Source organism: Massilia sp. UYP32, from assembly GCF_050434365.1.
In the GTDB taxonomy this organism is placed as follows: Bacteria; Pseudomonadota; Gammaproteobacteria; order Burkholderiales; family Burkholderiaceae_D; genus Telluria; species Telluria timonae.
In genome coordinates this window covers 164,120-190,452 of record NZ_JBNDIK010000002.1, presented here as the reverse complement: position 1 = coordinate 190,452, position 26,333 = coordinate 164,120, and the positions used below count along the sequence as shown (strand labels likewise).

The 26,333-nt window shown below is 67.0% G+C and carries 26 protein-coding genes; 19 read left to right on the top strand and 7 right to left on the bottom strand.

Annotated features, from left to right (window positions below):
* Window positions 1–7 precede the first annotated feature (7 nt).
* Window positions 8–1,684: an electron transfer flavoprotein-ubiquinone oxidoreductase gene (locus ABIB42_RS02320; RefSeq protein ID WP_005667345.1), complete on the bottom strand. Its 1,677-nt coding sequence runs from the start codon at window positions 1,682–1,684 to the stop codon at window positions 8–10.
* A 205-nt stretch (window positions 1,685–1,889) separates the two neighbouring features.
* Between ABIB42_RS02320 and ABIB42_RS02315 the strand changes: the two genes are divergently transcribed.
* The 17 genes from ABIB42_RS02315 to ABIB42_RS02235 all read left to right on the top strand — a co-directional run bounded on the left by ABIB42_RS02315 (window position 1,890) and on the right by ABIB42_RS02235 (window position 21,259).
* The gene (locus tag ABIB42_RS02315) at window positions 1,890–2,666 is read left to right on the top strand and encodes an SDR family oxidoreductase (RefSeq protein ID WP_005667346.1); all 777 of its coding nucleotides are present in this window, start codon (window positions 1,890–1,892) and stop codon (window positions 2,664–2,666) included.
* 24 nt (window positions 2,667–2,690) lie between these two features.
* Window positions 2,691–3,110, top strand: coding sequence for an acyl-CoA thioesterase (locus ABIB42_RS02310; RefSeq protein WP_005667348.1), 420 nt, complete (start codon window positions 2,691–2,693; stop codon window positions 3,108–3,110).
* Window positions 3,111–3,696: 586 nt separating this feature from the next.
* Window positions 3,697–4,989: a hypothetical protein gene (locus tag ABIB42_RS02305; RefSeq protein WP_005667349.1), complete on the top strand. Its 1,293-nt coding sequence runs from the start codon at window positions 3,697–3,699 to the stop codon at window positions 4,987–4,989.
* 437 nt (window positions 4,990–5,426) lie between these two features.
* The gene (locus tag ABIB42_RS02300) at window positions 5,427–6,659 is read left to right on the top strand and encodes a GNAT family N-acetyltransferase (RefSeq protein WP_429247831.1); all 1,233 of its coding nucleotides are present in this window, start codon (window positions 5,427–5,429) and stop codon (window positions 6,657–6,659) included.
* Between the two features lie 67 nt (window positions 6,660–6,726).
* Window positions 6,727–7,779 (top strand): GNAT family N-acetyltransferase, encoded by a 1,053-nt coding sequence (locus ABIB42_RS02295; protein WP_429247830.1) that lies wholly within the window; start codon window positions 6,727–6,729, stop codon window positions 7,777–7,779.
* Window positions 7,767–7,991 (top strand): hypothetical protein, encoded by a 225-nt coding sequence (locus ABIB42_RS02290; RefSeq protein ID WP_005667353.1) that lies wholly within the window; start codon window positions 7,767–7,769, stop codon window positions 7,989–7,991. Before ABIB42_RS02295 ends, ABIB42_RS02290 begins: the two co-directional genes overlap by 13 nt.
* Window positions 7,992–8,024: 33 nt before the next feature.
* Window positions 8,025–9,149 carry a glycosyltransferase family 4 protein gene (locus ABIB42_RS02285; RefSeq protein WP_429247829.1) on the top strand — a complete coding sequence of 375 codons (1,125 nt, stop codon included), beginning with the start codon at window positions 8,025–8,027 and terminating at the stop codon, window positions 9,147–9,149.
* A gap of 28 nt (window positions 9,150–9,177) precedes the next feature.
* The gene (locus ABIB42_RS02280) at window positions 9,178–10,203 is read left to right on the top strand and encodes a DUF354 domain-containing protein (RefSeq protein WP_429247828.1); all 1,026 of its coding nucleotides are present in this window, start codon (window positions 9,178–9,180) and stop codon (window positions 10,201–10,203) included.
* Window positions 10,190–11,371 (top strand): Gfo/Idh/MocA family protein, encoded by a 1,182-nt coding sequence (locus ABIB42_RS02275; RefSeq protein ID WP_071362409.1) that lies wholly within the window; start codon window positions 10,190–10,192, stop codon window positions 11,369–11,371. The genes ABIB42_RS02280 and ABIB42_RS02275 overlap by 14 nt, the downstream gene beginning before the upstream one ends.
* Window positions 11,371–12,264, top strand: coding sequence for a hypothetical protein (locus ABIB42_RS02270; RefSeq protein ID WP_312485272.1), 894 nt, complete (start codon window positions 11,371–11,373; stop codon window positions 12,262–12,264). Before ABIB42_RS02275 ends, ABIB42_RS02270 begins: the two co-directional genes overlap by 1 nt.
* Window positions 12,246–13,970, top strand: a complete 1,725-nt coding sequence (locus tag ABIB42_RS02265; protein WP_429247827.1) for a glucosamine inositolphosphorylceramide transferase family protein — start codon at window positions 12,246–12,248, stop codon at window positions 13,968–13,970. Before ABIB42_RS02270 ends, ABIB42_RS02265 begins: the two co-directional genes overlap by 19 nt.
* 23 nt (window positions 13,971–13,993) lie before the next feature.
* Window positions 13,994–15,550: an O-antigen ligase family protein gene (locus ABIB42_RS02260; protein WP_429247826.1), complete on the top strand. Its 1,557-nt coding sequence runs from the start codon at window positions 13,994–13,996 to the stop codon at window positions 15,548–15,550.
* Window positions 15,547–16,662, top strand: coding sequence for a glycosyltransferase family 4 protein (locus ABIB42_RS02255; RefSeq protein ID WP_429247825.1), 1,116 nt, complete (start codon window positions 15,547–15,549; stop codon window positions 16,660–16,662). Before ABIB42_RS02260 ends, ABIB42_RS02255 begins: the two co-directional genes overlap by 4 nt.
* A complete protein-coding gene (locus ABIB42_RS02250; RefSeq protein WP_005667368.1) occupies window positions 16,646–17,791 on the top strand; it encodes a glycosyltransferase in 1,146 nt (381 codons plus the stop codon). The genes ABIB42_RS02255 and ABIB42_RS02250 overlap by 17 nt, the downstream gene beginning before the upstream one ends.
* A 1-nt stretch (window position 17,792) precedes the next feature.
* Complete coding sequence (locus tag ABIB42_RS02245; RefSeq protein WP_429247824.1) at window positions 17,793–19,295, top strand: lipopolysaccharide biosynthesis protein; 1,503 nt, start codon at window positions 17,793–17,795, stop codon at window positions 19,293–19,295.
* Window positions 19,296–19,520: 225 nt separating this feature from the next.
* Window positions 19,521–20,981 (top strand): GNVR domain-containing protein, encoded by a 1,461-nt coding sequence (locus tag ABIB42_RS02240; RefSeq protein WP_429247823.1) that lies wholly within the window; start codon window positions 19,521–19,523, stop codon window positions 20,979–20,981.
* Complete coding sequence (locus ABIB42_RS02235) at window positions 20,978–21,259, top strand: superinfection immunity protein (protein ID WP_429247822.1); 282 nt, start codon at window positions 20,978–20,980, stop codon at window positions 21,257–21,259. The genes ABIB42_RS02240 and ABIB42_RS02235 overlap by 4 nt, the downstream gene beginning before the upstream one ends.
* Window positions 21,260–21,293: 34 nt before the next feature.
* Here the strand turns inward: ABIB42_RS02235 and ABIB42_RS02230 are convergent, their stop codons facing one another.
* Window positions 21,294–21,866 carry a PAS and helix-turn-helix domain-containing protein gene (locus tag ABIB42_RS02230; protein WP_040776284.1) on the bottom strand — a complete coding sequence of 191 codons (573 nt, stop codon included), beginning with the start codon at window positions 21,864–21,866 and terminating at the stop codon, window positions 21,294–21,296.
* Window positions 21,867–22,019: 153 nt separating this feature from the next.
* On the opposite strand from ABIB42_RS02230, the gene ABIB42_RS02225 reads away from it, so the two are divergent.
* Together ABIB42_RS02225 and ABIB42_RS02220 are read left to right on the top strand one after the other, a co-directional pair.
* Window positions 22,020–22,715, top strand: a complete 696-nt coding sequence (locus ABIB42_RS02225) for a CoA transferase subunit A (RefSeq protein ID WP_005667377.1) — start codon at window positions 22,020–22,022, stop codon at window positions 22,713–22,715.
* 24 nt (window positions 22,716–22,739) lie between these two features.
* Window positions 22,740–23,390: a 3-oxoacid CoA-transferase subunit B gene (locus tag ABIB42_RS02220; protein ID WP_005667378.1), complete on the top strand. Its 651-nt coding sequence runs from the start codon at window positions 22,740–22,742 to the stop codon at window positions 23,388–23,390.
* 75 nt (window positions 23,391–23,465) lie between these two features.
* Here the strand turns inward: ABIB42_RS02220 and ABIB42_RS02215 are convergent, their stop codons facing one another.
* The 5 genes from ABIB42_RS02215 to ABIB42_RS02195 form a co-directional block, all read right to left on the bottom strand.
* Window positions 23,466–23,849 carry an energy transducer TonB gene (locus ABIB42_RS02215; RefSeq protein ID WP_429247821.1) on the bottom strand — a complete coding sequence of 128 codons (384 nt, stop codon included), beginning with the start codon at window positions 23,847–23,849 and terminating at the stop codon, window positions 23,466–23,468.
* Entirely contained in the window at window positions 23,846–24,253 is a 408-nt protein-coding gene (locus tag ABIB42_RS02210; protein ID WP_429247820.1) for an energy transducer TonB, read from the bottom strand. The genes ABIB42_RS02215 and ABIB42_RS02210 overlap by 4 nt, the downstream gene beginning before the upstream one ends.
* A gap of 332 nt (window positions 24,254–24,585) precedes the next feature.
* Window positions 24,586–25,299, bottom strand: a complete 714-nt coding sequence (locus tag ABIB42_RS02205) for a M56 family metallopeptidase (protein WP_429247872.1) — start codon at window positions 25,297–25,299, stop codon at window positions 24,586–24,588.
* A 5-nt stretch (window positions 25,300–25,304) separates the two neighbouring features.
* Window positions 25,305–25,856: a hypothetical protein gene (locus ABIB42_RS02200; RefSeq protein WP_429247819.1), complete on the bottom strand. Its 552-nt coding sequence runs from the start codon at window positions 25,854–25,856 to the stop codon at window positions 25,305–25,307.
* Complete coding sequence (locus tag ABIB42_RS02195; RefSeq protein WP_005667387.1) at window positions 25,853–26,239, bottom strand: BlaI/MecI/CopY family transcriptional regulator; 387 nt, start codon at window positions 26,237–26,239, stop codon at window positions 25,853–25,855. The genes ABIB42_RS02200 and ABIB42_RS02195 overlap by 4 nt, the downstream gene beginning before the upstream one ends.
* Between the last annotated feature and the right edge of the window lie 94 nt (window positions 26,240–26,333).

Below are 26,333 nucleotides of genomic sequence, written 5' to 3'. Positions count from 1 at the left end.
GCGCTCCTTACATGTTTGGATAGTTGGGGCCGCCGCCACCTTCGGGCGTGACCCAGACGATGTTCTGGGTGGGATCCTTGATGTCGCAGGTCTTGCAGTGCACGCAGTTCTGGGCATTGATCTGCAGCCGGTCGCCGCCATCCTCGCGCTTGACGAACTCGTACACCCCGGCCGGACAGTAACGCTGTTCCGGGCCGGCATACCTGGCCAGGTTGACGTCGACCGGCACGCTCGGATTCTTGAGCGTCAGGTGGATCGGCTCGTCCTCGCGGTGGTTGGTGTTCGAGATGAACACCGACGACAGCTTGTCGAAGGTCAGCTTGCCATCCGGCTTCGGATAGGCGATCGGCTTGTAGTGCGAAGCCGGCTTCAGGCATTCATGGTCGGCGTGCCGGTGGTGCAGGGTCCAGGGCGCCTTGCCGCGGAACACGATCTGGTCGATGCCGGTCATGATCGTGCCCAGCACCAGGCCCTTGCTCATCCACGGCTTGAAGTTGCGCGCAATGTGCAGCTCTTCGTGCAGCCACGATTGCTCGAAGGCGGCCGGGAAGGCGCTCAGCTCGTCGCTCGAGCGGCCTTCGCCCAGCGCCGCGAAGGCGGCTTCGGCGGCCAGCATGCCGGTCTTGAGCGCGGCGTGGCTGCCCTTGATGCGGCTGGTGTTCAGGAAACCGGCATCGCAGCCGATGAGAGCACCGCCCGGGAACACGGTCTTCGGCAAGGATTGCAGACCCCCAGCGGTGATGGCGCGCGCGCCATACGAGATGCGCTTGCCGCCTTCGAAGAAGCCGCGGATGTCCGGGTGGGTTTTATAGCGCTGGAATTCCTCGTACGGCGACAGGTAGGGGTTCTGGTAACCCAGGCCGACCACATAGCCGACCGCGACCAGGTTGTTTTCCAGGTGGTACAGGAAAGAGCCACCATAGGTGTCGTTCGGCAGCGGCCAGCCGGCCGTGTGGATCACCAGGCCCGGCTGGTGTTTGGCCGGGTCGATTTCCCACAGCTCCTTAATGCCGATGCCGTAGGTCTGCGGATCCTTGCCCTTGTTCAGGTCATACTTCGCCATCAGCTGGCGGCCGAGGTGGCCGCGCGAACCTTCGGCGAAGAAGGTGTACTTGGCGTGCAGTTCCATGCCGAGCTGGAAGTCTCCGCCCGGCTCGCCCTCGCGGTTGACGCCCATATTGCCGGTGGCCACGCCCTTGACCGAGCCGTCCTCGTGGTACAGGATCTCGGCCGCCGGGAAGCCGGGGAAGATTTCCACGCCCAGGCTCTCGGCCTGCTGGCCCAGCCAGCGCACGACGTTGGCGAGCGAGACGATGTAGTTGCCGTGGTTTTTCAGCGCCGGCGGAATGGCGAACACGGGCGTCGAGAACGACTTGGTTTCGGTCAGGAACATGACACGGTCTTCCGTGACCGGCGTATTCAGCGGCGCGCCTTTTTCCTTCCAGTCAGGAATCAGTTCGTTCAGCGCACGCGGATCCATCACCGCGCCCGACAGGATGTGGGCGCCCAGCTCGCCGCCTTTTTCCAAGACGCAGACCGATACTTCCTGGCCTTTTTCTGCAGCCAGCTGCTTGAGCCGGATCGCCGCCGCCAGGCCGGCGGGGCCGCCGCCGACGATCACGACGTCGTATTCCATGGCTTCGCGCGGTCCGTATTGTTCGAGGAGGTTGGTTGTCTCTGTCATGGTTGTTGGTGTGCTCTCAGTGAGGCAATCTTGAAAATAGCACGAGTGTGCGGGTTTTTGTTGTCGAATGCAACTTGGGCGCCATTGTAAAGGCAATATTAGATGAGGCAATCTAATACTGGACATTTGTGGGATCATTATGCTTTCGCAATCAGAACCTGACAGAAGGGTTCTTGGCCGGCACGACAGCATTGGGGAGCGGGACGTGGGAATTGAAGTCAATTTCGAAGGAAAGATTGCATTGGTCACCGGCGCGTCGAGCGGACTCGGCGCGCGCTTCGCGAAGGCGCTGGCCGGGGCCGGGGCCCAGGTCGTCCTGGCCTCGCGCCGGGTCGAGCGCCTGAAGGAATTGCGCGCCGAGATCGAGGCCGACGGCGGGGCGGCGCACGTGGTGCGCCTCGACGTGACCGACCTGGGCAGCATCAAGGCGGCGATCGCGCACGCCGAGACCGAGGCCGGCCCGATCGATATCCTGGTCAACAACTCCGGCGTCTCGTCGACCCAGCGTCTGCTCGATGTCGGCGAAGACGACTATGGCTATATCATGGACACCAATCTGCGCGGGGCCTTCTTCATGGCCCAGCAGACGGCCAAGCGCATGATCGCGCGCGCCAAGGGCGACCCGCGCAAGCAGCACCGCATCGTCAACATCGCCTCGGTCGCGGGCCTGCGGGTGTTGCCGCGCATCGGCGTGTATTGCATGAGCAAGGCCGGCGTGGTGCAGATGACCAAGGCGATGGCGGTGGAGTGGGGCAAATACGGGATCAACGTGAACGCGATCTGTCCCGGCTACATCGCCACCGATTCGAACGAGGATTATTTCGACACCGAGCCGGGCCGCAAGCTGATCGAGATGTTGCCGCGCAAGCGGCCGGGAAAGCCGGAAGACCTCGACGGGCTGCTGCTGCTGCTGGCGGCGGAAGAAGCCCATTTCATCAATGGCGCCATCATCACGGCCGATGACGGGATGACGGCGCAATAATTTTTTGGGAAGCAGAGACAGGGAATGAGTAGCAAGAAGTTGGTTCACACCATGCGCATGCCGATTCGCTGGGGCGATATGGACGCCATGGGGCATGTCAATAACACGAATTATTTCCGCTATATCGAGTCGGCCCGCATCGCCTGGCTGGAACAGGTGGGCGGCCTGCCGGATTCGCGCGACGAAGGACCGGTGATCGTCAATGCCTCGATGAATTTTCTCAAGCAATTGACCTATCCCGGCGATATCGAGGTGCGCACCTTCGTGGCGCCGCCGGGACGCTCGAGCGTCGAGGTGTCGCACGAAATCCGCCTGATCGGGGCGGACGGCGAACCGGGCGACCTGCATGCCGACGGCGTGGCCAAGGTGGTGTGGGTCGACTTCAAGCTCGGCAAGTCGGCGCCCTTGCCGGAATCCCTGCGCGCCGGGCTCCCGACCGCGTAAGACGAGACCGCCCACCATCGTCTTCGGCCGTCGCGCGATCGCCGACAGGTTCGCGGTCGCGCGCCGAGGCTATGCCGGCCTCGGCATTCCAGCGCCCGACCAGCCGCGCCATGCCTGCGCAATCGTGGCAGCGCGACGGTACGACGCGTGTTATCGAACACGTGTCGCAATCAGCGAAATTCAATCAGCTCATCCCATTCAGCCGCGTAATGGCGTGCATCGCTGCATGTCATCCACGATCGACGAGGCATCGTTCAACTAGTTGTTCGATATCTCGCTATCGCTTATCGACGGATACGGCTGTGAATAAGTCTCTGTATGCTGTATTAGTGGCAGCATGTCGAATAGAAACTCTGTTTCCCCGAGTGCATCGATGAATGCCGGTTCCGCATTTTTTACCCCCGGTTCAATTTCTAGAGGGGAAAAATCTTTGTTTATTTGAGTTGATGAAATAGCCAACAGAAAATATTTTCCTTATGTGATGGAACTCCTTGGTCTTTGGAATCCTCAAACGACCTCATTCATCATTTGTGTAAGGAAAGATTCTGTGAACAATTCCACTCGACTCCAACCGAAAGCCAAACTCATGGTGCTTGCCCCTGCGTTTGCCGTACTCGCCGCATGTGGTGGTGGCGGGGATCCTGCCTCGCTCGACCCGGCCAGTGTTTCTCTGGCAGAAGTAGAAACGCCAGTTCGTCCCGCCGATTACGCGCCCGACAGCGCTGCCACTACCGCAGCCGATGCGCCCGCCACCGACGCCACGCCGGATGGCCAATCCACCGACGTCGCCCCCGCGGCCACGACCGATGCCCCCAGCGGAAACAAGTCGCTGGCAACCGTGGTCGCCGCCGCGGGTGCGCGCGATCCCCTCAAGCAACCGTTTGCCAGCAACAGCATCTGGAATATGCCGATCGGCAGCAATGCACGGTTCGTGCGCGCCAACCTGAATTCGCGTCCGGGCAATAATATTTGGGCACAAATGCCCGGTATCGACGACGAGAAAATCATCCTCAAGCCAACCGCGCCGCTGGTCAATATCAACTACAGCAGCGCCGCCTGGACTGGCAGGAATCGTTGCAGCGCCACGGGCGGCCTGATGTACCAGGTGCCGATGCCCAGCAATTACATCATTCCTAATACCAACAAGAACAGCTCGGCCGTGTTCCTGATGAGGGATGGCCGCACACTGGTGCAAACCCAGCCGGTGGCGCGCTGCACCGCCGGAGGCCCGGCCACGTCCTTCGCCAAGTTCTCCAATGTCGACCTGTATGGTTCAGGCATTACCGGCGCGCACGGCGGCTCGGGCCTGTCCGCGATCGGCGGCAGCATCCGCCTCGGTGAGCTGCGTCCGGGCACCACGACCGGTCCGCGCCATGCGCTGAAGGTCAATGTGTACGCCAAGGAAGCGCTGTTCAGGTGCACGACGCGCAGCGCCTGCTCGCGTTGGCCGGCAACGACCTCCGACAGCTATGCGGTCGGCTGGTACGGCAGCGCAACCGGCAACAGCAACACCGCCATGAAGATGGGCGCCTTGCTGGCGATCCCGGGCAGCACCTCGATCACCTCGCTGGGCCTGGAAACCACGCCGGCCAAGCAGCTGGCCTGGACGTTGCAGAACTATGGCGCCTACATCGTCGACGACACCTATGCGCCTGGTTTCGACATCAGCGCCGAAGACGGTCCGGACGGCTCGAAACGCGCCGAGTTCCGGCGCGACTGGGGCTTCGACATGAACCAGAAGGTCCAGGGCAATACCGCCTGGGTGCGTGACATCCAGCGCCTCATGCGCGCACTGAGCGTGGTCGACAACAACAGCCCGACCAGCATCGGTGGCGGCGGCACCCCGCGCCAGCCTCTGGCGCCTGCCATCGCGCCATAAGCGCTTCGCAAGAGCACGAGCCGCCGCATGAGAATGCGGCGGCTTTTTTTATGGGCGGTGCAGGCGTCGCGTGAGCGCGGCGCCAAACGGCGCTTCGGCCGCATCATGATACTGATAACTTTGCCAATTATAATATCTGGCGTCGAATATGCTAATGCCGAATTAATATAAAAAATATTAAAAGAAATCTGCGCATGGCTTATAGCTTTTATCAAGATATCCCGTGAAAAATACCACTTCGCCTTGTTATTTGAATCGGCGGGGCGGGGCGATTCGCCGATCTTGTCGAAATGAATTTAATGAGGCAAGGTAAAACCATGCTCGACAGTGATAAATATTTATTGCTCATGCATGGTTTGATATTGATCACGCCAGACTGATCGCAAAAAAATAGAATTTGAATGTCAATTCAATTCATGCGGAGGCGTGGTCATAACATGGGCAATAAAAACACCACCGCTCATGCGATTCCAGCTAGTTTCTGGCAAGAAGGTAATCCGCCCTTTGCATCCCATGCAGACAAACACATTGTTTCCAGTCGCTTCTACGAGAACGCCATTCCAGACTTCGCGGACGCGGCCCTCGAGCGCCTCTACGCAAATATCTATTGCACCCTGACCCGGATCGGCATCTACGAGCGGCTTGACGCCATCCACACCTTCGTCGCCGCCGACGAGCATGACATCGCCCTGCTGATTCTGTTCCGGATCGATCGCGACACGGTCCGCATCGTCAACCAGCAGGTCGCCTTGAGCGAGGGCGACCTCGCTTACTTCGCCGTCAACGTGTTTTCCCGCTATCCGGCGGCGCGGCGCATCGAGGCCTACGCGCTCGACACGTTGATCGATGCGTCCACCTTCGCCTTCCCCGTCCAGGTCCTGCCCCAGCTACAAGAAAACGTGGTCGATCTTCCGCCCAGCGCGGACGCCTATATGCAGCAGTTGGGCAAGAGCACGAGGGAGCTGATGCGGCGCAGCATGCGCAAGTGCGCAGCGCAGTTTCCATCCTGCCGTTTCGAGGTGCTTTCCACGCAGCAGATCACCCCGCGCCATGTGCGCGAACTGGTCCACCTGACCGACCAGCGGATGGATGCGCGCCATGCCGAACCGTATGTCGTGAATACCGAGATCGACCGCATGCTCAGGCTGGCGCGCAGCTACGGCTACCTGGGCATCATGCTGATCGAAGAAAGAATCGTGGCTGCCACCCTCTATTTCAGGGTCGGGACGCGCCACTTCCTGCACCTGGTCGGCCACGACCCACGTTTCGACGCCTACCGGCTGGGCCGCCAGGTCAACCTGCATACGATCTTCCACGCCATCGCCACCGGCGGCCGCGAACTATGGATGATGGGGGGCCATGACGGCTGGAAGTCCCATTTCCTGGCGCGCCGCAAGACGCTGCGCAGCGTGACGATCTACCGCTCCCGGGCTGCGGCGCTCGTCTGTTGTCGCACCTTGTTGCGCAACGCAGCGCGCTCCCGGCTGCACCAGCTCCGGCTTCGCGTGGGCGAGGTGCAGGCGCGCGACGGCGCGGGCAGCCGGCTCCTCGGCCACTCGCTCGCCGCGCTGCGCCACGCCAGAAAGGGCCTGCGGCACCTGCGCTTCATGTCGGCGCGACGAATCGGCAAGCCGGGCTTCCAACGCGACGGGGGCGACACGGATGCCTGACGGCCCGCAGGGCATGAGGACGGGCGCGCTGTGGCCCGGCTTCGTTTCGAAACCACATGGTGGAACAATGAATGATCGACTCGACGATCGACTCGACCTGACAAGTGGCGCGGCGCGGCAAGAAACGCTGATCGTCGGACGGCCCTTTCCGCCGTCCCTGCGCGCACTGCTCGAGAAGTGCCACGAGAACGTGTTCTGCACGGAGGCGCGCTGCGCGGCGTTCCCGGCCGACGCCGAGGTGGCGTGCTATGTCGCGCTGCGCGACGGCGCTCCGGTCACGGCCGTGCTGTACCGCCGCGAAGGGGGCGCGATCACGGTCTTGAACGAGCTGTTCGCCATCGAGGGCGGACAGGTCGAACAGATGGTGCGCTGCCTGCTCGCGCGGCACGAGGGCGTCCGCCTGATTCATTTCCCGGCGGTGCAGGCGCAACCCTCGCCCATGCCGTTTCCGTGCCAGCGCTATGGCGCCACCGAAGACCTGGTGATCTCGCTGCAGGGCACGCCCGACGCCTATCTTGCCAGCCTCGGGCCGAATACCCGCGCGGCGATCCGGCGCGCCCAGCGGATGGTCGCGCAGCAGGCGCCGGACCTGGCGTTTACCTTCCATGGCCCCGACACCATCGAGCGCTCCGATCTGGCCGCCCTGGTCGGACTCAACTGCCTGCGCCTGTCGCACAAGGGACAGTCCCCGAGCCACACGGCGGACTCGCTGGCCATGCTGGAGAGCATGCTCGGCGCGTATGGATGCGTCCTGTTCGCCCGAAGCGGCGGGCGCATCCGCGCCGGGGTGGCGTGTACCCATGTGGGCCGGCATGCCTACATGCACGTGATCGCGCACGATCCCGGCTTCGACCAGGCCCGGCTCGGCCTGCTGTGCTGCTTCATGAGCATCTGCGAGTCGATCCGGCGCGGCATGCGCGAGTACCACCTGCTCTCCGGCCGCTATGACTACAAGCGCAGGCTGCTCGGGCAGCAGCGCGACTTCGACCGCATCGTCGTGTACCGCTCGCTGGCCGCGGTCATGGCGAGCCTGCCGACCTATGCCCGCACCCTGGCGCGCGCGCGGGGGCGCCAGGCCAAACAGCGCATTTCGTCCTGGAGGCGATCGTGGAAATCCTAGATGTCGGCCGGCCCCGGTCCGAACGCGAGCGCACCGGCCCACCCGAACAGCTGCCATTGCTGTGGGAAGAGACCGAGGCTCCGGCTCCCGCGCAAGCCGCGCCGCGCGCGGCGAGCGAGCGCGATGCGGCCATGGAGCGCGAGACGCGGCGCGCCAAGACGGTGCTCCTGACCCTGCTCGGCGCGATCCTGCTGGCTTCCCATTTCCTTTAAAACAAGGGCGCACACACGCCTGGAGCGACAGCCATGAACCATGAAAAGAAAATCGTGATGCTCGGAACCCATGTCGACGGCTGCGGCGGCATCGCATCGGTCATCGCGGTGTACCGGGCCGCGGGGCTGCTCGCGCGGCGCGACATCGTCTACCTTCCGACACATCGCACCGGGCCGGGGCGGGCCAAGGTCCACCTGTTCGCGCAGGCCCTGATGGCCCTGCTCCGCCACCTGGCCAGGGGCGAGGTCGCGCTGCTGCACATCCACGTGGCCATCAACGCCAGCTTCTGGCGCAAGTACGTGTTCTTCCTGCTGGGTTACCTGTTCCGCGTGCCGGTCGCGCTGCACCTGCACGCGGGACGCTATCCCGAGTACTACCGCACCGGGTGCGGCCCGCTGGCCCGCCTGCTGATGCGCTTCGCCTTCGACCGGGCGCGGGCCGTCGTCGTCGTCTCGAGCGAACTGCAGGCCTGGGTGCGCGCCGTTTCCTCCCAGCGCCGTGTCGTCGTCCTGCACAACCCGGTGCTGCTGCCGCAGCGCGACGAGGCGCAGGCGCCCGCGCGCGCGCCGGCGACGCTGGTCTTTCTTGGCCATCTCGAGGCGGGCAAGGGCTGCCACGACCTGCTGCGCGCGATGCGCACGATCGTCGCGTCCGTGCCGCAGGCGCGGCTGCTGCTGTGCGGCGACGGGCAGCGCGACGAGACGCGCGCGCTCGTCGCGACCCTTGGACTGCAGGCCAGCGTCGACCTGCCGGGCTGGGTCGACGCACGCGAACGCGCGGCCCTGCTCGACACGGCAACCGTCTTCGTGCTGCCGTCGCACGCCGAGGGCTTGCCGATGAGCTTGCTGGAGGCGATGGCGCATGGCGCCCCGGTCGTCGCCACGGCGGTCGGCGGCATCCCGGAGGCGGTGCGCGATGGGGTGGAAGGCGTGCTGGTCGCCCCCGGCGATCCCGGGGCGCTCGCCGCCGCGGTGCTCGGCCTGCTGGCCGATCCGGATGCCCGCATGCGCCTGGGCGCCGCCGGCCGCGAGCGGGTCCGGACCGAATTCTCCAGCACCCGGATGATCGCCACGCTGGAAGACCTGTACGAGAAACTCGCGGCACACGAGGCGCGCCGGCCGGGAAGGCGCGAGCGCTTCGACGAGAAAATCGGCTGACCGGGCCGCGTCCGACCAGGGAGAATCCATGAAGATTTGGTTCGATCTATCCAATTCGCCGCACATCAATATGTTCCGCACGATGATCCGCGACCTGCAGCGGTCCCACGAGGTCATCGTCACCAGCCGGCCGCTGGCCAATACCGAAGACTTGCTGCGCATGCACCGCATCCCGCATACGACCGTGGGCGTGCACTATGGCCGCTCCCTGATCGGCAAGGCCTGCGGCTTCCCGATCCGGGTCGCGCAGCTGGTGCGCTTCCTGCGCCGGCGCGGGGTCGAGGTAGCGGTATCGCAGAGCTCTTTCCACTCGCCCGTCGTGGCCCGGCTGCTGGGCATCCGCTCGGTCTACCTGAACGACAACGAGCATGCGGCGGGCAACGTGCCGGCCTTTGCCTGCGCCGACCGGATCATGGTGCCAGAATTTCTGAGCGCCCGGAACCTCAGGCGCCAGGGCGCGCGCCTGGCCAAGGTCGAGCGCTATCCCGGCGTGAAGGAGGGGATCTACCTGTGGGAGTATGCGCAGCGCCGCGCGCCGCCGCCGAGATCGCCCCATCCGCAGGCGCCGCCGCGCATCTTCGTCCGTCCCGAGTCCTGGACGGCCCAGTACTACCGGGGACCGCGCAATTTCCTGGACGATGTCATCGGCGCGCTGCAGCACCGGGCCAGCGTCACGGTGCTGCCGCGCTCCCGCGAGCAGTACCAGCACTATGCCGGCGCGGCGTTCAAGGCTTGCCGCACCCTGTCCGGCGTGATCGACATCGACGCCATCGCCGGCGACTGCGACCTGTTCATCGGCGCGGGCGGCACCATGACGCGCGAGATGGCCGTGCTGGGCGTGCCCACCATCTCGGTCTACCAGGACGCGCTGCTCGACGTCGACCGCTACCTGATCGCCGAAGGCGCCTGCGCCCACCTGCCTGCGCTCACCGCGCAGGACGCCCTGGATTACCTGGCCTCGCGCGAGCGGGCCGGTCCCAACGCCGGCCTGCTCGCCAAGGGGCGCGCCGCCTACGACATGATCAAGCACGAGGTGACCCATGCACACGCCTGACACGCCCCCCATCCGCATCGCCATCGCCGGCCTGGGCAAGATGGGCCTGTCGCACCAGGCCATCGTCAACGCCCATCCCGACCTGGAGCTGGTCGCCGTCTGCGATCCCGCCACCTGGCTGCTGGACATCATCGGCCGCTACACCGGGGTGGCCACCTACAGCGACTACGCGCGCATGCTCGAGCGCGAGCGGCTCGATGCGGTGCTGGTCGCCACGCCCTCGCGGCTGCACGCGCGGATGGTGCGCGCGGCGCTCGAGCACGGCCTCGACGTGTTCTGCGAAAAGCCGTTCTGCCTGGACGTCGAGGAGGGCGCGCGCCTGGTGGCGCTGGCCGCCGCGCGCGGCGCGGTGACCCAGGTCGGTTACCACAACCGCTTCCTGGGCACGTTCGAAGAGGTCCGGCGCCTGCTCGACGTCGACGCGATCGGGCGCGTGCATCACGCGCGCGTCGACTGCTATGGCCCGGTGGTGCTGCGCCCGAAGGGAGCGACCTGGCGCAGCAGCCGCAACGAGGGCGGCGGCTGCCTGTACGACTACGCCTGCCACGGCATCGACCTGCTCAATTTCACGGTCGGCCCGCCGACCGGCGTATCGGGCTCGATCCTGAGCAGCGTATTTTCGGCGTCGGCCGACGACGAGGTGTATGCCAACCTGTCTTACGCCGACGGCAAGACCGCGCAGCTGTCCGCCAACTGGAGCGACGACAGCCACCGCAAGATGTCGACCACGCTCGTGCTGTGGGGCACCAACGGCAAGATCGAGGCCAGCCGCCAGGAGCTGCACATCCACCTGCGCACGCCGGTGGCGGCCCGTCCCGACCTGGCGGCAGGCTGGAACGTCCGCTATACCACCGAGCTGACCAGGCCGGTGTGGTTCTACCTGCGCGGCGAGGAGTATTCGGCGCAGATCGATTATTTCGCCGAATCGATCCGGCAGCGCCGGGTCGAGAGCCACTGCAGCCTGGCCGCGGGCCTGGCCACCGACCTGGTGGCCGACATGATCCGGCGCGACGCCGCCGGCGCGGTCGGCGCCGGCGCAGGCGCCGGGGCTGGCGCCGGCGCCGACCTGGCGCTCGCGCGCGGCGTCCCGGGGCGCTGGGGAAGGCTGCGCGACGCGATCCTGAGTTCGCCCGAGACGATCATGAAGGCATTGAAAGGGAGCCCCTGATGGACCGTATTCTATTTGGAGACAACCAGTTCTTCGGCATCAACCACATGTCGGACGAGCATGCGCGGGCCCAGAGCATGCAGTTCCAGAGCAACGAGGCCATCCTGGTGATGCTCGATGGCGTCCTGGAAGAGGGCATCGAGGTGCTGATGTGCACCACCCACGAGCGGGTCGCGGCGATCTGCGAGGCCATCCGCGCGCAGCCGGCGCGCTACCGCCAGCTGAAGATCTATCCCTGCATGCCTTACGCGCACAAGTATGCCAACGCCGTGTCCGAACTGGGCATCATCGAGGCGGTCCGCAAGTTCCTGCCGGATGAGTCGCCGCTGACGGCGGCGGTCAAGAGCGGCATCGCGGTGGCGCGGCGCGACGTCGACGCCCTGATCCGGCGTCTCATCGACGCCGAAATGAAGATGTTCGCGGCGATCCCGACCCCGGTCGTCTTCCTGCAGAACGTGGTCACCGACCTGGCGCTGGGCCTCGGCTTCCACGACGCGCTGCGCACCTTCCACGACCATGTGCGCGAGCGCTACGGGGCCGAACCGGGTTTCATCACCATGAACCTTCCCCGGCTGCTCGAAGCGCTCGACGCCGTGGGCATCGACAACCCGATCGTCTGCGCCAACGTCAACAAGATCGGCTTCCGGATGTGCGGCGGCCTGCCGGCCTACGAGGAAACGGTCGCGTCGCGCAAGTTCCGCGCGGTGGCGATGTCGGTGTTCGCTTCCGGCGCGATCCCGGCCGAGGAAGCGATCGAGTACGTCTGCGGCCAGCCGCGCATCGAGTCGATCGTGTTCGGCGCCTCCAGCCTGGGCAAGGTGCGCAATACCAAGTACCTGATCGACCACTACACGGCGCTGGGAAGGGGCGAGCCATGCAGTGGGCGCGTATGAAGCCGCTGCGCGTCGGCCTGTTGCTCGAGACGCGCGCGAGCGACGCCTATACGGCCGCCCTGTGCGACTGGCTGGCCGAACACGGCGACCTCGAGCTGGCGCTGGTGCTGGTCACCGACGGCGCGCCGCCGGGCCGGGCGGGGCGCAAGCGCCGCCCCGCGGCCCGGGGACCGACCGCGCCGCAGTCGTCGCCGCAGCCGTCGCCGCGCACACCGCTGCTGTTTGCCGGCGTGATGGCCCTCGAGCGTCAACTGCTGCGCCACTATGAAGCGCACCGCGCGCACCTGGACGTGGTCGACGTGGCCGCGCTGGCCGCCGCGCGCGGCGTGCCGGTGCGCAGCGTGGCGCCGTCTGCGGCGGCGCCCGATCCCGCATCGGCCGCGGCGTCCGACGCTGCGCTCCCGGCGATCTCGGATCCGGAGCTGGCCGGGTTCGACCTCGACCTGCTGGTGTGCTGCGATGGCGCCACCTGCGACGAGCGCCTGGGCGGCGCGGCGCGCCTCGGCGCCATCGGCATCGACTACCGGCGCGACCGGATCGCCGGCGGCGCGCCCATCGGCTTCTGGGAAACCTACCACCGTACGCGCAAGACCGGATTCGCCATCGTCCGGCTGGGACGGCCGGGGGAGGCGGGCCAGGTCCTGGTCGAGGGGGCGTTCCGCACCAAGTATTCCTTCCTGCTCAACCAGGCGCACCTGTTCTGCAAGGCGCATGCCCAGTTGCGCAGGCTGCTGGACGACGTGGCCGCGACGCGCAAGCTGCCGGCCGTGCGCGATCCGGTCCCTTACTCGGGCTGCTGCCTGGCGTCGCCGGGCAGCCTGCACGCGCTGCGCTACGCGTTCAAGCTGGCCGGGCGGCTCGGCATGCGCGGCCTGCGACGCATCCTCGGCATCCGTCACAAATGGACGCTGTCGGTGACCCGTTCCGGGTGGCGCAACGCCGTCTTGTGGCGCGGCGTGCCGGTGGCCGCCCCGGACGGGCATTTCTGGGCCGATCCCTTCCTGCGGGTCCATGCCGGAAGGATCTTCTGCTTCGTCGAAGACTATGTCTACGCCACCAATCGCGCGCATATCTCGGTGCTCGAGATCACCCAGGCCGACGTCAAGTGCCTCGGCGTGGCGCTGCGCGAGCCGTTCCACCTGTCGTTTCCGTTCCTGTTCGAATACGCCGGCCGTCTCTACATGTGCCCCGAGACCTCCGAGAGCAACCAGATCCGCATCTACAAATGCGACGAGTTCCCGCTGCGCTGGTCGCTCGATTCGGTCGCCATCGACGGTATCTCGGCCGCCGACTCGATGTTCTTCGAGCACCGCGGTCGCTGGTGGCTGCTCACCAGCATCGACCGCGCGGGCCTGAACGACCACTGCTCCGAGCTGTGCCTTTTCCACGCGCCCGATCCGCTCGGCGGAGCGTGGACGCCGCACCCCATGAACCCGCTCTACATCGATACCGACATGGGGCGCAATGCCGGCCTGATCGTGGACGAAGGCCGCATCTACCGCGCCGCCCAGCGCCAGGGCTTCGACCAGTACGGCGAAGGCCTGGCCCTGTACGAGATCATCGAACTCGACGAAACCAGGTATTCGGAGCGCAAGGTCACCGACATCCGGCACGACTATCTGCAGCGCTCGCTGGGCAGCCACCATATCTCGTCGGACGGCGATGTGACCGTGGTCGATATCAAGACCCATTGTTTCGCCCCCTGAGGGCTGGAGCCGACGAGGAGCCGATGAACGATCCGATCGTGCCACCGCTGTCGCCGCCTCTGGCGGCGTCGACCCCGGCGTCCGCCGCGCGTCCGCCCGGCGCGGCCCGGCCCGCCGGGCCGGCGCTCGTGTACCTGGCCTGCCTGGGTGCGGCGCTGGCGGTCGGCATGGCTTGCGAGTTCCTCGGCGGCGTGCGCGCCGCCGCCGTCCTCGGCGCCAGCGTCGTGGCCTTGCTCGGCATGCGCGATTTTCGTGTCCTGGCCGTGGCGGTGGCCTTCCTGCTGCCCTATGTGCCGACCTGGTTCCTGTCCGAAGGCGTGGCCGGCCAGTCCGGCCAGCGCATCGTCGCCCTGGTGATGCTGCTCACCCTGATGTCGGTCGCTTGCGGCCATGCGCTCGATCCCTGGCGCATCCGCTATCCCCGCTGGCGGCCGGCCTTCCTGGCCTATGTCGCCATGGTCGTGTTCGCGGCCCTCAACGGCGCCCGGTCGGCAAGCGCCATCCCGGAATATTTCAGGGTGCTCGAGGTGGTGGTCGAGACGACCCCGCTGGGCTACCTGAAGGTGAGCCTGTTCGTGCCCATGCTGGTCGTCGCCGGCTGCGCGTTCATGGGCCTGCTGGCGGCGAACGTGCGCGACCCGCGCTGGCTGCTGCTGCCGGTGCTGTCGTCGGCGGTGCTGCTGGCTGTGCTGGTCTGCCTGTTCGCGCTGCATGGCGCCAGCGCCGGCGCCGACCTGGCGCAGCAGGAGTCGCGCAGCTCGCTGTCGGCGCTGGGCCTGCATGCGAACGAGCTCGGCCTGCTGCTGAACATGGCGCTGGCCCTGGCGCTCTGCGCCCTCGGGACGACCGGGCGCGCCACGGCGCGCGTCGCGCTGGCGCTGGCCTGCCTGGTGCTGATGGCGGGCGTCCTGATGACCTTCTCGCGCGGCGCCTTTCTCGGGCTGGGGGTGGTCATCCTGTATGCGCTGGCGACCGTGCGCGGACGCAACTGGCCGGTCTGGGTGCTGGTCGCGCTGGCGCTGGTCGTGGCCCTGTCGTCCGATTCCCTGGCGCAGCGGGCGCTGCACGGCATCGGCGGCGGCGACCTCGACCTGCTCAGCTCGGGCCGCATCGACGCCATCTGGCTGCCGCTGTTGCCGGAGATACTCGATCACCCGATCCTGGGCGCCGGCCACGCATCCATCTTGTGGTCGCAGGCGGCGCAGGCGCGCACGATCCTGCCGGTGGGCCATCCGCACAGCGCCTACCTGGGCGCGCTGCTCGACGTCGGCATCGTCGGCAGCGTGCTGACCGCGCTGTTCTTCGCCCATGCCTGGCGACTGTTGCGGCGCGCGGCGCGCCAGGCCGGCGGCGCGGCGCTGGCCGGGTTCTTCGGCGGCGGCGCGGCCTGCATCCTGCTGCTGCTGGTCCAGGGCCTGACCGACGACAGCTTCATGCCGTCGTTCACGCATGTGTATTTCTGGCTGTGCTACGGCGCGGCCGTCGGGACCCTGGCCCGTGCGCACTGCGCGGCCGCGCAGCCTGCGGCTGCGCAGCACGCGCCGGTACGCGGCCGGCCCGCAGTGGAGGAGAGGGCATGAAAGTCTGTTTCGTCGGCATGGACAACCTGCCGGTGCTGGCCGAGGAATTCAATATGCACGGGATCGGCGGCGAGCAGGTCCAGCAGACGCTGCTGGCACGGGCACTGGTGCGGCGCGGTTTCGACGTCAGCATGGTGGTGTACGACTACGGCCAGCCCGACCACCACAGCTGGTCGGGCATCGTCACCCATCGCGCGTTCCGCCAGGCGGCCGGACTGCCGGTGCTGCGCTTCGTGTATCCACGCTGGATCAAGACCTGGCGCGCCTTGCGGCGCGCCGACGCCGACGTGTACTACCTGAGCTGCGCCGGCATGCAGCTGGGGCTGGTGGCGCTGTTCTGCCGCCAGTACGGCCGCAAGCTGGTGTTCCGGGTCGCGCACGACAGCGACTGCGAGCCGGATGCGCTCCTGATCAAGTACCGGCGCGACCGCAAGCTGTACGAATACGGCTTGCGGCGGGCGCACCTGGTGCTGGTCCAGACCCAGCGCCAGCGCGACGCCATGCTGCAGAACTACCGGCGCGACAGCACGGTCGCGCGCATGCTGGTGCAGGCCGCGGCGGGGCCGGTGGAGCGCGATATCGACGTGCTGTGGGTGAACAACCTGCGCCAGTTCAAGCGTCCCGACCTGCTGCTCGAACTGGCGCGCCGCCTGCCGCACCTGCGCTTTTGCATGATCGGCGGCGAGCAGCCCGGCGCCGCCGAACTGTATGCCGGCATCGCGGCGCAGGCCGCGCTGTTGCGCAACCTGTCCTTCAGCGGCCGCGTGCCGTACCACCGGATGGCCGAGCGCTATGCGGCGGCGCGGGTGTTCGTCAACACCTCGGACAGCGAGGGCTTTCCCAACTCCTACCTGCAAGCCTGGATCCACGGCACGCCCACGGTCGCTTTTTTCGACCCCGACGGCGTGATCGCCCGCGAAGGACTCGGCCATGCGGCAACGACGCTGGACGACATGGCGGCGCAGGTCGCCACGCTGGCAGCGGGCGGCGCCGAATGGCACGCGCGCAGCGCGCGCTGCCGCTCCTACATGGAGCGCCATTATGCCGAGCAGGACGTGCTCGGCCCCTATCTGGATGGACTCGAGGAGGTCTGCCATGGAACAAGGAACTGAACGGCCGCTGCATGTGATGTTCCTGGTCGTCTCGGCCAGCGTGGGCGGGGCCGAAACCCACGCGGTGACGCTGGCGCGGGCGCTCGACCGGCGCCGCTTCTCGGTGTCGCTGGTCTATCTGAAGGACGAGGCCGAGATCCCGGGCGCCTTCGACGACGAGCAGTGCCGGGTGTCGGCGTTCTGCCTGAACGCCCGCAACAAGCTCGACCTGGGCGCGGCGCGCCGGCTGGCGGACTATGCGGCGCAGCGCGAGGTCGACATCGTCGTCTGCGCCAACCCGTATCCGCTGATTTATGCGTGGGCGGTGCGGCTGCTGTCGCGGCGCCGCCTGCGGGTGGTCGAGATCCTGCATTCGACCGAGCCGTTCACGCGGCGCGCCTGGCTGCAGATGTATCTGTACCGGCCCCTGATGTGGATGTCCGACCTGCTGGTCTTCGTCTGCAAGAACCAGCGTTCGTACTGGGAGACCCAGCGGGTCAGGGCGCGCAGTTCGCAGGTGGTGCACAACGGCGTGGACCTCGGCCGCTTCAGGAACGATTTCGGGCCGGCGCAGATCAGCGCCTTCCGCCGGGCGCACGGCTTCGCGGGTCACGATTACGTGGTCGGCGTCTGCGGCATCCTGCGCCAGGAGAAGGGGCACCAGGACCTGCTGCGCGCGCTTCATATGGCGCGCACGGCCGGCACCTGCGCCAAGTGCCTGATGATCGGCGATGGGCCGATGCGGCCGGCGATCGAGTCCACCATCGACAGCCTGCGCCTGACCGGGGACGTGGCGATCACGGGCGTGCTGGCCGACGTGCGGCTCGCCATCGGCTCGTGCGACGTCATCGTGGTGCCTTCGCATAACGAGACATTCTCGATCGCGGCGCTCGAGGCGATGGCCCTGGGTAAACCCCTGATCATGGCCGACGTCGGCGGCGCCTCGGAGCAGGTCGAGCACTCGGGCAATGGTTACCTGTATCCCAAGGCCGACGTGGCCGCGCTGTCCGACCGCATCCTGCGCATGGCCGATCCCGGCTGCCGGAGCGCGTTCGGCGCCGCCAGCCTGCGCAAGGTGATCCACGAATTCTCGCTGACGCGGATGGTGGACGCCTACGTGCGCGAACTCATCGACCTGGCGCGCGACTGACATGGCACGCGCCGGTCGCGCCATGGGATTGAGCCGGTCGGCGGCGTTCCTGACCGCCGGCGGCATGGTCGAATTCGCCTTGCAGTTCCTGCTGCCCGTGATCCTGGTGCGCCAGCTCGACGCCGACACGTTCGGCCAGTACCGCTTCCTGACCCTGATGCTGGGCACGGCGCTGGCGCTGGCGCCGGCCTTCATGCCGCAGGCGCTGTACTACTTCCTGCCGCGCGCCGGCGGGCGGCAACTGACGGTGATCGGCAACGTGCTCGCCTACCTGGCCTGCATGGGCCTGGTGGTGGCCCTGCTCGCGAGCCCGGCCAGTCCGCTCGCGGGCGACCTGTCGCGCGCGCTGCACGGGGCCACGCACGGCCTGTCGGCGCTGTACCTGGGCTTGTCGGTGCTGTTGACGATCACGACCACGCTGGCGATCGCCGAAGGGCGCATCCTGTGGCATTGCAGCACCGAGCTGGCGCTGGCGCTGCTGCGCACCGCGCTGGTGGCCCTGGCCGCGATCCTGTCGCACGACATCGCCTGGGTGCTGGCGGCGCTGGTGCTCGATGCCGCGCTGCGCCTGGCGGTGCTGGCCGCCTATTTCCTGACGCGGCCTGGCGGAGCGCGCCTGCGCTGCGCGCCGGCGAGCCTGCTGGCGCAACTGCGTTATGCGCTGCCGTTCGCCGCGGGCGGCAGCCTGTTCGCGATGCGGGCCCAGGCCGACGGCTGGATCGCCGCGTCGCTCCTGCCCACGCACGTCTTTGCCGCGTTCACCATCGGCGCGGTGGTGCTGCCGGTCGCCTCGCTGATCCGCCAGCCGATCAACAGCGCCATGCTGCCGCACCTGAACCGCGCCTTCGCCGGCGGCGCCCGCGCCGAAGTGCACGCGCTGCTGCTCAAGGGGAGCGGGGCGGCGACGCTGCTGCTGGCGCCGCTGGCCGGTGCGCTGTTCCTGCTGGCGCCCGAGATCGTGGCGCTGGTCTACACCGAACGCTATCTGGCGGCGGTCCCGGTGATGCGCCTGTACCTGCTGCTGGTCGCGCTGCAGTCGGTGGCGGTCGGCTTCGCGATGCCGGCGCTCGACATGGGCCGGCTGGCGCTGCGGATCAATCTTGCCGGGCTGGCGTTGTCGGCCGCCCTGAGCCTGGCCGGCGTGCACTGGTTCGGCCTGGCCGGGGCGGCGCTCGGCAGCGTGGCCGCCTTCGTGCTGTGCGAACTGGCCAATGCGCGCGCCGTGGGGAAGGTGCTGGGCCGGCCATGGCGCGCGATGTTCCCGCTGCGGCTGGCGGGGCTGGTGCTGGGCGCCTGCGTAGCCGCGATCCTGCTGGCCGAATGGTGCGCGCCGGCGTTCGGCGCCGGCCCGTGGCGCTCCCTCGGGGGCAAGCTGGGCGTGTACGCCGCCGCGGCCCTGACGCTGTTCGCCGCCTGCGGCGGCCTGGGGGAGCTGCGCCGCCTGTGCGCGCCGTTCGCCGTTCCCGGCGTGGCGCCGGCCGCGGCGCGGCCGCCATCGGCCTGAATGTCGCTGTCGCGGGTGTGCATAGGCACCTGGAACCCGCGTCAGCGTCGGCCGAGGGCGCGTCGAACACCTATACGGCTTGCTGAGGTACGGGTCGCCTTGATTTAGCTCAGCAAGGAACGTGTTTATCGCGCTAGGGTAGTGATTGCAGGGTTGCCGTCACGCGCCAGGTCACTTAAATAGCCGCACAGCAGTGCGCTGTGCCGGTCCAACCGAGGGAACAGCATGGGCAAGAACGAAATCCTGACACCCGAAGTCACGCCGTTGGACAGGTTCGATCCCGGCCCCGCGCTGGTGCCATTCCGGCTGGCGGAACATGTCGGGGTGATGGTGCGCCACCGGCTGTTCATCGTGCTGGTCACCCTGTCGGTGGCGGCGCTGGGCACCCTCTATGCCCTGGCGCGGCCTCAGTCCTACACGGCCAACCTGCTCATCCACGTGACCGACATGCGCTCGTCCGAACCGCGCACGCTGCTCGGCGAGACGACGCCGGGTTCGGCCTACAAGCGCGCCATGTCCGAAGCCGAACTGCTGCGCTCACGCGCGGTCATCGGGACCGCCGCGACGCGCCTGCGGCTGGACGTGGTGGCCGAGCCGCGCTACTTCCCGGTGATCGGCACGGCGCTGGCGCGCTGGAATGCGCGCCACGGCCTGGCGCCGGCGCCGTACGGCGGCTATGCCTGGGGCGGCGAGCGCATCCGGGTCAGCGAACTGACCGTGCCCCCGGAGCTCCTCGACCAGCCGCTCCTTGTCACGCGCCTCGACCGGGAACGCTACAGCCTGCGCGCCGGGGACGGCCCCCGCGCCGTCGTCGGCCGGGTCGGCACGCCGCTGGCGGCGGCGCTGGACGGCGGCAGCGTGCACCTGACGATCGACGCACTGGAGGGCGCGCCGGGCACCGACTACCTGGTGGCGCGGCGCTCGGTGCCGGCCGTGATCGAGGAGATCGACGCCGGGCTGGACATTGCCGAGCTCGGCAAGGATACCGGCGTCCTCAGCGTGAGGCTCCAGGGCGCCGAGCCGCGCCGCATCACGGCCGTCCTCAACGAGATCGGCAACGTCTACATGGAGCATGTGCATCGCCAGAAAGCGAGCGAGTCGACCGGCTCGATGGACGTCCTGCGCGCGCGCCTTCCCGGGCTGCGCCAGCGCGTCGCCGCCGCCGAGGAGCGCTACGAATCCTACCGCCGCCAGCACGGCGCCGCGGACGTCGTCGAGGATACGCGCCTGGCGCTGGGCCGGCTGTCCTCGACCCGCGAGCAATTGGCCCAGTTGCAGCGCCGGCGCGCCGAGCTGGGCGTGCGCTTCGGGGACCAGCATCCGGAACTGCTGGCGCTCGACCGGCAGCTCGAAGGGGCGCGTCGCGAGATCGCCGGCCTCGAAGCGGACACCGGGCGCCTCCCCGCCGTGGCGACCGAGCTCGAGCGCCGCGCGCGCGACCTGAAGGCCGAGACCGACCTGTACAACGCGGTGCTGCGCCGGACCGAGGAACTCGACGTCGATGCCGGAGACCGCTCCAGCAACGTCAGGATCGTCGACGAGGCGGTCGTGCCAACGAAGCCGGCCGGTTCGCGCAAGGCGATCGTCGCCATCTCCGTCGTGCTCGGCCTGTTCTTTGGCATCGGCGGGGCCTTTTTCCTGACCTTGCGTGAGCGGCTGCGCCAGCAGTATGGGGGGGATGCATGAACCGGGTCGCGCGTATCGGAATCGTCCTGCTGGCCGCTGGCGTGTTGTGCGTCCTGCGCATCGCCCTCGTGTCCCTTGGGGTCCTGGTGTATCTGTTGCTGTTGCCGGGCGTGATCGCCATGAAGCGCGACTATCCCCACGCCGACCGGGTCTTCCTGTGGTGCGCGCTGCTGGGCTGGACCGGGGCGGCCTGGATCGCGGCCCTGGTCTTCGTCCTGACGCGGCGCTCAACCCCTGTGCGTGAATGCGGGCCATCGGCCCTTCATGGCCACCGGTGACGCGCCGTCGTATTCGCCCGGCGCGAACGGGCCGCTATCCGCGCACGCCCACCAGCTTGTGCACCAGCTCCGACGACGTCGATGCCGCGAATTTGCGCATCAGGCTGGCCCGGTGCATTTCCACCGTGCGCGGGCTCAGGGCCGTATCGCGTGCAATCATCTTGCTCGTCTTTCCTTCGACCAGCAGCGCCGCGATCTCGCGCTCGCGCGGGGTCAGTTGCGCCGTCACCGGACGTTTTTCGCTGACGTCCTCGAAGGTCCAGACACCGGCGCCCAGGGGTTGGGCCGGGTCCAGTGCGCGGCCCGTCACGTGGCACCAGAACAGTTCGCCGCTGGCGCGGCGCATGATGCGCTCGTCAGAATAGCGGCCCCGGGTATTCATGATGGGGATGATGCGGTCGCCGGTACGCAGGAATTCGTCCATCGTCGGGTACAGCACGCTGAACGACAGGCTTTGAAGGTGACCCGGCGGATAGCCGAACATTTCCTCCAGCGCGCCATTGCAGGTCTGGATCACGCGGTCGAGCGACACGCACATGCCGACCGGCGCGTGCTGGAAGATCATTTCATAGTCGATGCCCGGACTCTGTGGGTTTTGGTGGTTCATCTGATGCAGATCGACAGCCGTCTTCATTCGCCGTGCTATGTGTTGGGATTGGCCGTAGTTCTACGGTATTGTGCTTCGTTGTCACGTATTCTATGCTTAGAGTCTACTCAGTAGTACAAAAGAGCTTTGGCTTAACCTATAAAAGGGACGGGTATGAATAAAGTTTATCCTGACGCGCGCGCCGCCCTGGCCGGCATCGTTCAAGACGGCCAGACCATCGCCGTGGGCGGCTTCGGCCTGTGCGGCATTCCGGAAGCCCTGATCGCGGCGCTGCGCGATTCGGGCGTCAAGAACCTCACCGCCATTTCCAACAATGCCGGCGTGGACGGTTTCGGCCTCGGCCAGCTGCTGGAAACGCGCCAGATCAAGAAGATGATTTCGTCCTATGTGGGCGAAAACAAGGAATTCGCGCGCCAGTTCCTGGCCGGCGAACTCGAGCTCGAGTTCACCCCGCAGGGCACCCTGGCCGAGAAGCTGCGCGCCGGTGGCGCCGGCATTCCGGCCTTCTTCACCAAGACCGGCTACGGCACCATCGTCGCCGAGGGCAAGGAAACCCGTGAGTTCAACGGCGAGCACTACGTGATGGAACACGCGCTGTTCCCGGACGTGTCGCTGGTCAAGGCCCATATGGCCGACCGCGCCGGCAACCTGGTGTTCCGCAAGACAGCACGCAACTTCAATCCGAACGTGGCCATGGCCGGCAAGGTCTGCATCGTGGAAGTCGAGAAACTGGTCGAGATCGGCGAGATCGATCCGGACCAGGTGCACCTGGCCAGCATCTTCGTGCACCGCATCGTCCACAATCCGACGCCCGAGAAACGCATCGAACAGCGCACCGTACGCGCTTGATCACACACATTCGGAGACAAGAACATGGCATGGACTCGTGATGAAATGGCCGCGCGCGCGGCCCGGGAGCTGCAGGACGGCTTCTATGTGAACCTGGGCATCGGCTTGCCGACCCTCGTCGCCAACTATGTACCCAAGGATATCGAGGTGTTCCTGCAGTCCGAGAACGGCCTGCTGGGCATCGGCCCGTTCCCCACCGAAGCCGAAGTCGACGCCGACCTGATCAACGCCGGCAAGCAGACCGTGACGGCGCTGCCCGGTTCCGCCTACTTCAGCTCGGCCGACTCCTTTGGCATGATTCGTGGCGGCAAGATCAACCTGGCGATCCTGGGCGCGATGCAGGTGTCGGAACACGGCGACCTGGCCAACTGGATGATCCCAGGCAAGATGGTGAAGGGCATGGGCGGCGCGATGGACCTGGTCGCCGGCGTCAAGCGCGTGGTGGTCGTGATGGAACATGTCGCCACCGCCAAGGATGGTTCCACCAGCCACAAGATCCTGAAAAAGTGCGACTTGCCCCTGACCGGCGTGGGCGTGGTCGACCGCATCATCACCGACCTCGGGGTGATCGATGTGACCGATACCGGCCTCAAGGTAGTGGAGTTGGCGCCGGGCGTGAGCCGTGACGAGATCGTGGCCGCCACCGGCTGCGAGCTGGATACCTCGGCGCTGTAGTCGGCGCGGTGTCGAACGGCAAAGGGCGCTGGATGTTTCTGACGCCCTATGTCGTTACAGCGTGCCGAATGATGCTTAATCCATTTTCCAGACGTATTGCACGGGAATCCAGGCCTGGACCGGCTTGCCCTTGTCGGTCGGCGGCCTGAACGCGCATTGCGAGATCGCGCTGCGGGCCGCCTCGTCGAGCGACGCGTCGCCGCTCGAGGCATAGACCCTCGATGCGATCACCTTGCCGTCGGGACCGACGAGGAAGCCGATCGTCGACGTGCCTTCGATCCTGTCGGCGAGAGCTTGTGGCGGATACACCGGTCGATGGCAGGAAGCGAAATCCACAACCGGCCGCTGCGCCGCGTTCGGATTCGCGGCGGCTTGTTCCACCACCGGCGCCTGTGCGCAACCGGCCAGGACGGCGACGGCCACGCCAAAGGCCGCGGGCATACCCAGGCTCGGCTTCATTCAGGCGCCCAGGTGTATTTCAGCTCGGTCCATTGCTCCTTCGGCGCACCGTTTACCGTACCCGGGTGGAACCGGCACTTGGCGAGCGCAGCGCGCGCCGTCTCGTCGAGCGAGGCATTGCCGCTGGTCTTGCGCACCACCGCTTCGCGCACCGTGCCGTCGGCCCGGACCAGGAAGGCGAGGGTGACCGTACCTTCGGCCTTGGCGGCCAGCGCCTGCGGGGGATACTCCGGCTTGCGGCAGGATTTGAAATTCGCGACCGGCTCGGTGGTGACACTGTCCGGCATCGCGGCGAAGGGATTGACCGGCGCCGTCTGGGTACAGCCGGCCAGGGCCGCCACCGCCAATCCGGACGCCAGCATCGGACGGCATGTATTGCGCCATTTGAACAACGACTCACGCATCAAGATCCACTCCTATTCACGGGCTCAGGCAAAATGATAGCTTATCACTGCAATATTGCCAGTTTATGCATGTCATTCTCGAGGTCCTGCAGCCGCTGCTCGGCGCGGCCGGCTGTTCCCGGAGCTGCTGCATATGTGCGCCCGGCGGCGCGTAGTTGAGCGCGAAGAAGGCGTCGGCTGCTGCCTCGACGGCCGCGCCCGTTCAACCTGGGATCCGACCGACACCGGCCCCGGGGCACGCTCAAAGGTGAAATCGACCGCTGCGGCGCCCAGCCTGCTCGTGCACGGCACGACTAGGCCGACGAGGCGACGTACGACGCGGACCGCTGCGCTCACTTCGATACCCAGACGTACTGCACCTCGGTCCACTGCTCGGTCGGCTTGCCATCGACCGTGCCGGGCTTGAACGTGCACTTGGCCAGCGCCGTGCGGGCCGCCTCGTCCAGCGAGCTGTCGCCGCTCGACTTGCGCAAGGTGGTCTCGAGCACGGCCCCTCCGGCGCCGACCAGGAAGCCGAGAGTCACCGTGCCCTCGATATTGCGCGCCAGCGCCTCGGCCGGGTACTTCGGCCGTTCGCAGGAGTCGAATTTCACCGTCGGGAGATCGACGATGCTGTTCGCGTTGGCCGTCGCCGCGGTCGATGCCGGCGTCTGGGCGCAGCCAGCCAGCCCGGCGAGCAGGAATCCGAGCACCGGGATCGCGGCTTTCCAGTTCAGCGCTTCGGTATCGGGACGTACCAGTTGTTTGATGCGTGACATGAGATCTCCTCCGTTGGCCGCCTGGGCCAGGTGGTGGGTGGAGAACTGGAGTTTTTCCAGTTCCGAGAGGGCCAGGGCCAGGCGGCGTGGTTCGCCCAGCTGCCGTGCCGCGATGGCGTCGGCGATCTGTTCCCGCTCGACGCGGATGCGGCGCGAGATCCACCAGACCGCCGGGTGGTAGAACAACAGCGATTCGATGACGTTCTGGCACAGGTTGACCAGGTAGTCGTGGCGCTGGATATGCGCCAGTTCATGCGCCAGCAGCGCTTCCAGCAGGTGCGGGGGCATGGTGGTCACCAGCGATGCCGGCACCAGCACGACCGGGCGCCACAGCCGGCGGTGACCGGGCTGGACAAACCGCCGACGATGCGCAGTCGGACCGGCCGCGCCAGGCCGAACTGCGCGGCGAGCCGGTCGACGCGCCCCTGCCATGCCGGATCGCGGCCTTCCCGCGTCGCCGCGCGCCGCACCCACAACAGCCCTGCGATCATGCGCAGCGCCAGGCACAGCGCGCAGGCGGCCCAGGCGCCCACGATCCAGGCCAGGTTGCGCTGGAACAGGCCGCTCCAGCCGCCGTCCTCGGCGACGCCTTGCGCGGCGCCTGCCAGCACGATCGCGAAGCCGCCGCCGGCGCCGGCATCGCCGCTCAGGCGCAGGTAGAGTTCGGTCGCCGGCCATGCCACGCACAACAGCAGCCCGGCGCAGGCGACGAGGTAGCGCGTCTGCGGACGCGCCTTGCTCAGCAGGGCGAGGGCAAGGGCGGTCTGGGCGCCGACCAGCGCGCCCTGCCAGCTGAAATGGACCAGCGTCCAGCCGATGCTGTTGACGATCTCGAATGCGCTCATCGCTTGTCCTCGTCTTTCAGGAGCTGTTCGATCTCGTCGCGTTCCTTCTTCGAAATGCCGCTTTTGAGCGCGGCCAGCACCAGCGCCTTGGCCGAGCCCGAGAAGGCGCGCTGCATCAGGTCTTGCAGCAGATTGGTCTGCAGGGCGTCGCGTTCATGGACGGGCGCATACACGTGGGAACGTTCGCTCTCGTCGCGGCTGAGCAAGCCCTTGCCGTGCATGACCTGCATCAGGCGCAAGACCGTGGCATACGTGACGTCGGGACGTTGCGGGAGCATCGCCTCGTGCACCTGCTTGGCGGTGGCCGCGCCGAGCGGCCAGAGCACTTGCAGCAGGTCGAGTTCGGCGGGCGTGGGCTTGGGAGCGTCGGGGGAGCGCGGCATGGCATGACCTCGTCTGTTCAGGATGAATCTAGATTATCCTGTCTAGATCGAGATGTCTACACTAATCCGTGTGGGTGGCGATGCAGGCTGAATA